Consider the following 1,260-nt stretch of genomic DNA (forward strand, 5'->3'; position numbering starts at 1 on the left):
GGCCGGGGGGCGGGCCGCCCGCGGCCGGCCGATCACCGGACTGAACAGCGTCGTCCGGCCCATCGGTCTCCCGGCGGCGTCGCCGACGGCCGGTCGAACCGGGGCCGCCGTTCTCGGCGAGCAGCTCGGCGACCGTGCGCTGACGGGGCTGGTCGGTCTCGGGACTCATCCCGTACACCGTGCCTCGTACGACGTCAAGCGTCCAAGGGATCCGGGCGAGTCCTGCGCCGAACGGTCCCTTTGAGCCGATCCATCGAGCGTGTCGAGCCGCCGGAGGATCACTCCCTCACGCAGCGCCCACGGGCAGATCTCGAGCTGTTCGACCTTCAGCGCCCGCATCGCGGCCTCCGCGACGAGGGCCCCGGCGACCAGTTGATGAGCACGGCTGGGGCTCACCCCCTCGAGTTCGGCCAGGTCGGCCGACGACATCCGACTGATGAAGGCGACGAGCTGGCGCAGCCCGACGTCGGTCAGCACGCGGCGGATCCGGGGCCCTGCGTTGGACGGGGCCGCCCCGGTGAGCCGGGCCAGCGAGCGGAACGTCTTGGACGTCCCGACGGCGAGCTCCGGTTCCCCGGCGCGGCGCAGCCGGCGGGCGACCGGGGCGAGGTCCTCGTCGAGCTTCTCGCGCAGCGCGGCGATCTGCCGCCGGGTCGGCTGGCTGTCGCTGAACCACTCGCGGGTGAGCCGGCCGGCGCCCAGCGGGAGCGACGCCGCCGCGGCCGGGTGCTCGTCGCGGCCGGCGGCCAGTTCGAGTGATCCGCCGCCGATGTCGAGCACCAGCAGCCGGCCCGCGGACCAGCCGTACCAGCGGCGCACCGCGAGGAAGGTGTAGCGCGCCTCGTCGTCACCCGGCAGGACCTGCAGCGCGATACCGGTCTCGTCGCGTACCCGCGCCAGCACGGCCACCGAGTTCGTCGCGTCGCGCAACGCGGAGGTCGCGAACGCCAGGAGGTCGTCGCACCCCGCCTCGGCGGCCGCCACCCGTGCCCGCTGGACGGTGCGCACCAGCGAGTCGGCACCGGACTTGGTCAGCCGGCCCTGGGAGTCGATGTTCTCGGCGAGCCGCAGTTCGTCCTTCTCCGACGTCATCGGTGTCGGATGACCGCCTCGGTGGGCGTCCACGACGAGCAGATGGACGGTATTGGATCCGACATCGAGCACACCCAGGCGCACCCGACCAGGCTACGTCGGCCCGCCGATCATGTCCCGGCCCCGGCCGCCAGAGGTGCTCTCCGACACACTCCCCCACACCTCCCC

1 protein-coding gene is annotated in these 1,260 nt (G+C 73.5%); it reads right to left on the reverse strand.

The window, feature by feature from the left end; translation table 11 throughout:
• Positions 1-165: 165 nt before the first annotated feature.
• The gene (locus tag HF519_RS30100; RefSeq protein WP_169416326.1) at positions 166-1,176 is read right to left on the reverse strand and encodes a Ppx/GppA phosphatase family protein; all 1,011 of its coding nucleotides are present in this window, start codon (positions 1,174-1,176) and stop codon (positions 166-168) included.
• Positions 1,177-1,260 lie beyond the last annotated feature (84 nt).

Source organism: Pseudonocardia bannensis (assembly GCF_012911875.1).
Taxonomy (GTDB): Bacteria; Actinomycetota; Actinomycetes; order Mycobacteriales; family Pseudonocardiaceae; genus Pseudonocardia; species Pseudonocardia bannensis.